This is a genomic window from Microbacterium sp. K41 (assembly GCF_004794395.1).
GTDB lineage: Bacteria > Actinomycetota > Actinomycetes > Actinomycetales > Microbacteriaceae > Microbacterium > Microbacterium sufflavum.
Genome location: NZ_SSDO01000432.1, coordinates 1 through 7,022 on the forward strand (window position 1 = coordinate 1; position 7,022 = coordinate 7,022).

Annotated in this window: 8 protein-coding genes; 2 read left to right on the forward strand and 6 right to left on the reverse strand. The window is 72.2% G+C overall.

The annotated features are described in order from the left end of the window. The 5 genes from DW309_RS13590 to DW309_RS13610 all read right to left on the reverse strand — a co-directional run. A partial coding sequence (locus tag DW309_RS13590; RefSeq protein WP_136045675.1) for a class I SAM-dependent methyltransferase occupies window positions 1-519 on the reverse strand: 519 nt, incomplete at its 3' end. 37 nt (window positions 520-556) lie between these two features. Continuing rightward, window positions 557-1,711 (reverse strand): AMP-binding protein, encoded by a 1,155-nt coding sequence (locus DW309_RS13595; protein ID WP_205812773.1) that lies wholly within the window; start codon window positions 1,709-1,711, stop codon window positions 557-559. A 22-nt stretch (window positions 1,712-1,733) separates the two neighbouring features. After that, window positions 1,734-2,654 carry a 1,4-dihydroxy-2-naphthoyl-CoA synthase gene (locus DW309_RS13600; protein ID WP_136045676.1) on the reverse strand — a complete coding sequence of 307 codons (921 nt, stop codon included), beginning with the start codon at window positions 2,652-2,654 and terminating at the stop codon, window positions 1,734-1,736. Between the two features lie 74 nt (window positions 2,655-2,728). Beyond that, window positions 2,729-3,706 carry a permease prefix domain 1-containing protein gene (locus DW309_RS13605; RefSeq protein ID WP_136045677.1) on the reverse strand — a complete coding sequence of 326 codons (978 nt, stop codon included), beginning with the start codon at window positions 3,704-3,706 and terminating at the stop codon, window positions 2,729-2,731. A gap of 1 nt (window position 3,707) precedes the next feature. Further along, window positions 3,708-4,040: a PadR family transcriptional regulator gene (locus DW309_RS13610; protein WP_136029762.1), complete on the reverse strand. Its 333-nt coding sequence runs from the start codon at window positions 4,038-4,040 to the stop codon at window positions 3,708-3,710. Between the two features lie 118 nt (window positions 4,041-4,158). On the opposite strand from DW309_RS13610, the gene DW309_RS13615 reads away from it, so the two are divergent. Continuing rightward, window positions 4,159-5,145: an o-succinylbenzoate synthase gene (locus DW309_RS13615; protein WP_136045678.1), complete on the forward strand. Its 987-nt coding sequence runs from the start codon at window positions 4,159-4,161 to the stop codon at window positions 5,143-5,145. On the opposite strand, the gene DW309_RS13620 is transcribed toward DW309_RS13615, so the two are convergent. Continuing rightward, window positions 5,142-5,765 carry a TetR/AcrR family transcriptional regulator gene (locus DW309_RS13620; RefSeq protein ID WP_136029756.1) on the reverse strand — a complete coding sequence of 208 codons (624 nt, stop codon included), beginning with the start codon at window positions 5,763-5,765 and terminating at the stop codon, window positions 5,142-5,144. The two genes, DW309_RS13615 and DW309_RS13620, sit on opposite strands and share 4 nt — an antisense overlap. Before the next feature lie 131 nt (window positions 5,766-5,896). Here DW309_RS13620 and DW309_RS13625 point away from each other — a divergent pair. Continuing rightward, on the forward strand, window positions 5,897-7,022 hold a 1,126-nt coding region (locus tag DW309_RS13625; protein ID WP_240753223.1), incomplete at its 3' end, for an MMPL family transporter.

Genomic DNA, 7,022 nt, shown 5'->3' on the forward strand with positions numbered 1-7,022 from the left:
CCCCGCGTCCGGCTCGCCCCCGTTCGCACGCGCGGCCCGGCGGTAGAGGTCGAGCCACCGGTCGAGCTCCGGCAGCACCGGGAACCACAGGAAGCCCGCGTAGTCGGCATCGCGCGCGGCGACGAGGCCGCCCGGCACGGTCACACGCCGCATCTCCCGCAGCGCCTGCACCGGATCGGCCACGTGCTGCAGCACCTGATGCGCGTGCACCACGTCGAACGTGTCGTCGGCGAAGCTCAGCGCGTGCACGTCCTCCACCGAGAAGGAGAGGTTGTCGAGGCCGCGCTGCGCCGCCAGGTCGCGCGAGAGCGACAGCGCCGACTCGTCGATCTCGGTCGCGGTGACGTGTGCGACCGCCCCGGCGAAGTCGACCGTGATGCTGCCGGGACCCGCCCCGACGTCGAGCAGTCGCGTCTGCGCGGTGAGGTGCGGGCGGAGGTACGCGGCCGAGTTGGCGATGTCGCGCACGTTGTGCGAGCGGAGGACGGATTCGTGGTGTCCGTGCGTGTACGTGGCCATGCGCCCCAGTCTGGCAGGACCGCGGGCGGGCGACGCGTCAGTGCAGTTCCGCGACCGACCGGCGGATCGCCTCGCGGTCGGGCTTCCCCGACGACAGCACCGCGAGCTCGTCGACCAGGACGAGACGCGAGGGACGGGCGTGCGCGCCGATCTCGGCCGCCACCGCCTCGCGCGCCTGCCCCAGCTGTTCCGCCTCGCTGCGCCGCAGCACCTCGCCCCGCGGCGCGACGATCACCGACGCCTCACCCCAGCGCTCGTCCGGCACCGGCACCACCACCGCCTCGTGCAGCCCCGGCACGCGCCGCACGATGCGCTCCACCCTGTCCAGCGAGATGTTGATCCCGCCCGACACGATCACGTTGTCCGCCCGGCCGTGCACGCGCACGACCCCGTCCTCCACGAGGCCGAGGTCGCCCGTGCGGTACCACCGGATGCCGTGCTCGTCGTGCAGGAAGGTGCGAGCCGTGAGCGAGCCGTCGCCCAGGTAGCCCTCCGCGAGCATGGGTCCGGCGATGCGGAGCTCGCCGTCGACCACCCGCACCGCGACCGTGTCGAGCGGCACGCCGTCGTACACGCAGCCGCCGCTGGTCTCGGTCGAGCCGTAGGTGCGCACGATCCGCACGCCCAGGTCGCCCGCGCGCTCCCTGAGCGGCTCCGGCAGCGCCTGCCCGCCCACGAGGATCGCCCGGTACGCCTGCAGTGCCGCGCGCACGGCGGTGTCCTCCGCCGCGTCGAGCAGCGTGGCGATCTGGGCGGGCACGAGCGAGGTGTACAGCTCGGGAACACCCGCCGCACCCGCCGGGCGCAGCATGGCCAGCGTCGCCTCGGCAAACGACACCGGGGAGAAGCGTCCCTCGATCTGCCGCGGCTCCGTCCCGGCGAGGAGCGAGCGCACCATGACCTGGAGTCCGGCGACGTAACCGGCCGGGAGCGCGAGCAGCCACCGCCCCTCGCCGATGCGCGCGGCCGTGGCCTCGGCGCTCGCCCGCAGCGCCTCCGCGCTCAGGGCCACGCGCTTGGGGATGCCGCTCGACCCCGAGGTCGCGATGACCGCCGCTATGCCGTCCGCCACGTGCTCCGGAGCGCCGCCCAGCATGCCGAAGCCGAGCGCCGGGCCGCCGTCGAGCGCCCGCTGGAGTGCGTCCCGCAGCTGTCCCGTGTCTTCCGCATCAGTCGGGATCAGGGCGGTCATGCGTGCCTCCGGGGGTGCTCGGTCAGTAGTGCCAGGGGAAGGAGGACCAGTCGGGCGCGCGCTTCTCCAGGAACGAGTCGCGACCCTCGACCGCTTCGTCGGTGCCATAGGCGAGACGGGTGGCCTCTCCCGCGAACACCTGCTGGCCCACCAGCCCGTCGTCGACCGCATTGAACGCGAACTTCAGCATGCGGATCGCGGTGGGCGACTTGGTGAGCACGGTACGCGCCATCTTCAGCGCCTCGCGCTCCAGCTCGGCATGCGGCACCACACGGTTCACAGCGCCCGCCTCGTACGCCCGCTGCGCGGAGTACTCCTCGGCGAGGAAGAACACCTCGCGCGCGAACTTCTGCCCGGTCTGTCGCGCCATGTACGCAGAGCCGTAGCCGGCGTCGAAGCTCCCCACGTCGGCGTCGGTCTGCTTGAACCGCGCCTCTTCGGCCGACGCGATCGTGAGGTCGCACACGACGTGCAGCGAGTGTCCTCCGCCGGCCGCCCATCCGGGCACGACCGCGATGACCACCTTCGGCATGAAGCGGATCAGGCGCTGCACCTCCAGGATGTGCAGGCGCCCGACGGCCGCGCGCGACTGCCCGTCGACCAGGGCGGTCTCGGAGTCGGAGTACTTGTAGCCGTCGCGGCCGCGGATGCGCTGGTCACCGCCGGAGCAGAACGCCCAGCCGCCGTCCTTCGGGCTCGGGCCGTTGCCGGTGAGGAGCACCGCGCCGATGCGGGCGTCCTGCCGGGCGATGTCGAGGGCGCGGTACAGCTCGTCGACCGTGTGCGGCCGGAACGCGTTGCGCACCTCGGGCCGGTCGAACGCGATGCGGGCGACACCGCCGTCGTGCGACACGTGCGCGGTGATGTCGGTGTAGTCCTCGGCGCCGGGCGCGAGCACCCATTCGGACGGGTCGAACAGGTCGGAGACGAAGGCATCGGTCACGTCTCCCAGCCTATTCCCCGCCTCCGAGCGACACGGAGTGCACCCACCCGGTCCGGGTGGGTGCACTCCGCGGGTCAGCGCCGGCGAGCCTTGCGCCAGCCGTCGACGATGTCCCAGCCGACGCCCAGTGCGATGCCGAATCCGAGCAGCACGGCGAGGATGCGGAAGATCCCGCCCTCGTCGGCGGCCTCGGCGTCACCGGCGGCGAATCCGTCGCCGCCCGCCGCGACGATGTGCGCGAGGAAGTCCGGGTTCACCAGGTCGCCGGTGAGGAGCATGGTCAGGGTCCAGGCGAGGAAGGCCACGGCGAGGACCGTGTTCACCACGGCGAGCGCGGTGCTCCACCCGCGGCGACGGTAGACGACGATCGCGAACACGGCCTCGGCGACGATGAGGAGGAACAGCACACCGATCCCCCACGGCCACAGACCGGGGTCGAGGATGGGCAGTGCCTCGCCGTCGACCACCACGAAGCCGCGGAACCGATCCCAGAGCAGGGCGCCCACCGCGAGCCCGAGGAACACGAGCGAGGCGATCAGCTCGTTGCGGCCGACGCCGTCGTCCGACGCCTCGGGCAGCTGGTCGACGTCCCACTTCATCCCGGCGTCGGTGCCCGACCGTTCCAGGATGACGAACACGAGCGTGGTCCAGAAGCAGACGTGCAGGATGGTGCCCCCGGTCGCCAGGACGGCGCTGGAGATCACCTCGCCGACGGGGGCTCCCGCGATCGTCTGTCCGAGCGCCACGCCGCCGAGCGCGCAGACCGGCACGATCATCAGCAGCAGCTTCAGCAGCCGCCACCAGGCGAGGTAGTACCGCGGGCCGATCAGGTGCAGCGGGCGGTCGGCGTATCCCGCGGCGAGGGCTCCGGGATCCCCCAGCGCCGTCAGCGCGGCGCGCTCGGCCTCCTGCGGGTCCTCCCCCGTCTCGATGCGGGCCTCGACGGCGTCGGCGATGGACGCCTCGAGCTCGGCACGCACGTCGCCCTGCGTCTCGGGCGGCAGACTGCGGATCGTCGCGCTGATGTAGCGCTCGGTGAGAGTGGCGGTCATGTCAGTTCTCCTCGGTGGTGAGGGAGGCGATCGCGGCGGTGAGCGCGCGCCATTCGTCGGTGAGGGTGTCGGCCAGGCGCATGCCGGCCTCCGAGGTGCGGTAGAACTTGCGCGGCCGTGCCTCGTCGGTGTTCCACTCGCTCGTCAGGTACTCCTGCTTCTCCAGCCGGCGGAGAAGGGGGTACAGCGTGTTCGCGTCGGTCGCGAAGCCGCGGCGCTCGAGCTCTTCCAGCAGCCCGTAGCCGTAGCCCGCCGTGCGCAGCAGCTGCAGGCAGGCCAGCACCACGGTGCCGCGGCGCAGTTCCTGCAGGTGCGTGTCGAGCGTCTCGTTCATGTCGATCACATTACTGTGCGTCACACACCATTGTCAATGGCACGTGTCGTGCGGCGCACGCTCCGGGTCGTCGGCGCGTGAATCCGTCGCCGCGCGGCCCGTGGCGCAGAATGAGGGCATGATCCCTCCGCTCGCAGAATTGCTCGACACGGCCAGGGTCGTCGCCCTCCCGATGCACACCCGGTTCCGCGGCGTCGACACCCGCGAGGCGCTGCTGTTCGAGGGGCCGGAGGGGTGGGCCGAGTTCTCGCCGTTCGTGGAGTACGACGACGCCGAGGCCGCGACGTGGCTCGCCGCCGCGATCGACTACGCCTGGCGCGCGCAACCGGCCCCCGTGCGCGATCGCATCGGCGTGAACGCGACGGTGCCCGCGGTCGAGCCCGGCCGGGTGCCGGAGGTGCTCGCCCGCTTCCTCGGGTGCCGCACCGCGAAGGTCAAGGTCGCCGAGCCGGGACAGCTGCTGGCCGATGACGTCGCCCGGGTCCGTGCCGTCCGCGAGGCCATGGGACCGGAGGGGCGCGTCCGCATCGACGCCAACGGACTGTGGAACGTGGACGAAGCCGAGCACGCGGTGCACGCCCTGGCGGAGTACGACCTGGAGTACGTCGAGCAGCCGTGCGCGACCGTGCCCGAGCTGGCCGAACTGCGCACCCGCGTGAAGTACATGGGCATCCCGGTGGCCGCCGACGAGAGCATCCGCAAGTCGGACGACCCCCTCGCCGTCGCCCGCGCCGGGGCCGCGGACATCGTCGTGATCAAGGCGCAGCCGCTGGGAGGCGTCACCCACGCGCTGCAGATCGTGACGGCAGCGGGACTCCCGGCGGTCGTGTCCAGCGCGCTCGACACCGCGGTCGGTCTGTCACAGGGCGCCGCACTGGCGGCCGCGCTGCCCTCACTCGGCTTCGACTGCGGCCTCGGCACGGGCTCCCTGTTCCTCGACGACGTGACCGACCTCCGCCCGGTCGACGGCGCGATCCCGGTCGGGCGCGTCACCCCGGACGCGGATGCACTCACGCGCCTGGCCGCGGCGGACGAGCGGCGCGAGTGGTGGCTGGCCCGCCTGGCCCGCTGCCACCACGAGCTCGCGACGCGGAACCCGGGCTAGGACTCGACGAGCAGTTCCACGAGGCGACCCAGCTCCTCGCCGCCGGAGTGGCGCAGCTCGGCGTCGTCGCGGCCGGCCATCGCTCCGCGCACGGTCATGCCCTCCCAGATGATCATGAGCATGCGCGCGGCGTCGGTCGCGGGCAGGCGCAGCCGCAGCGACCCGGCCTCGACGATGTCCTCCACGATCCGGGCGATGCTGCCGACCATCTCGCGCTCCTGCGCCAGATAGGCCTCACCGAACGCGGGATCGCGCAGCGCGCGGATGCGGATCTCGCTCATGAGCATCACGCCGAGCCGGTCGTCGCTGCCGAGCTCCATGATCTGCTGCACGAGGTCGGTCGGGTCGCACCCGTCGCCGAGCTCGCCCTCCGCGCGCATCTGCTCGACGCGCGTGCGCACGGCGGCCACGCGGGCATCGGCCACCCGCGCGGCGAGCATCAGGAACAGCTCGTCCTTGGAGTCGAAGTTGGAGTAGAACGCGCCGCGCGTGAAGCCCGCGCGCTCGCAGACCGCCTCGACCGACGCCCCCTCCAGGCCCACCTCGGCGAACACCTGCGCCGCCGCGTCGAGCAGGCGCGCCCTCGTGTTCTCACGGCTGCGCGTGGCCGTTGCCGCCATGCGTTCCCTCCCGGTGCGGTTCGCCTCGTGTTCACACCCGGCACACAGAATCGCGATGCCGGATCACCTTACGATACATCTATGTATTGGATACACCTGTGTATCCAGCTCACCCCCACCGAGGAGAACCCGTGTCCACACTCCTGTCGTCCCTCGGACGCTGGTCGTTCCGGCACCCCTGGCGCGTGCTGGTCTCCTGGCTCCTCGCCCTCGGCATCGCCGGCGCGGGTGCCGTCGTGCTCGGTGTGGGCACGGACAACACGTTCTCCATCCCCGGCACGGAGTCGCAGGCGGGCCTCGAGCAGCTCTCCCGCTCCTTCCCGCAGGTGAGCGGCACCAACGCGCAGTTCATCGTGGTCGCCGCCGACGGCGACAGCATCGACGACGACGCGTACCGCGAGCCCATCGACGACGCCGTGTCCGCCCTCGGCGATCTCGACCAGGTGCTGGCGGCGACCTCGCCGTACGACGAGATGGTCGACGGCATGATCAACGACGACGACACGGCGGCGATCGTGCGCGTGCAGTTCGACGGCGAGTCCACCGACGTGTCCGACGAGACGAAGGACGCCCTGCGCGCCGTGGTCGCTGACCTCGGCGCCGAGCTGCCCGATGGCGCCCAGACGTCGCTCGGCGGCGACCTGTTCGCGATCTCCATCCCGGGCGTCACGCTCACCGAGGCCGTGGGTCTGCTGATCGCCCTGCTCGTGCTCATCGTCACGTTCCGCTCGTTCGTGGTCGCCGGGCTGCCGCTGCTCACCGCGATCCTCGGCGTCGGCATCTCCATGGCGGGCATCTTCACCGCGACCGCGTTCGCCACCGTCTCGTCCACCACGCCGCTGCTCGCGCTCATGCTCGGGCTCGCCGTCGGCATCGACTACGCGCTCTTCATCGTCGCGCGGCATCAGGATCAGGTGCGCGACGGCGTCGACCCCGAGGAGTCCACCGCGCGCGCCGTCGGCACCGCCGGTTCCGCCGTCGTGTTCGCCGGCGTCACCGTGCTCATCGCGCTGATCGGCCTCGGGTTCGCCGGGATCCCCTTCCTCACCACGATGGGCATCGCCGCCTCGGTCGCGGTCGCGGTGGCCGTCGCGATAGCCGTGACCCTCACGCCCGCCCTGCTCGGCTTCCTCGGCCACCGCGTCGCCGGGCGCCCGAAGAAGCCCCGGGCGAACACGTCGCGGAAGACGAAGAAGGTCAGGGCGGCCACGGCCCGCGCGGCGTCGGAGGCCGCCGACGGCGCCGAGGCGCCCCCGG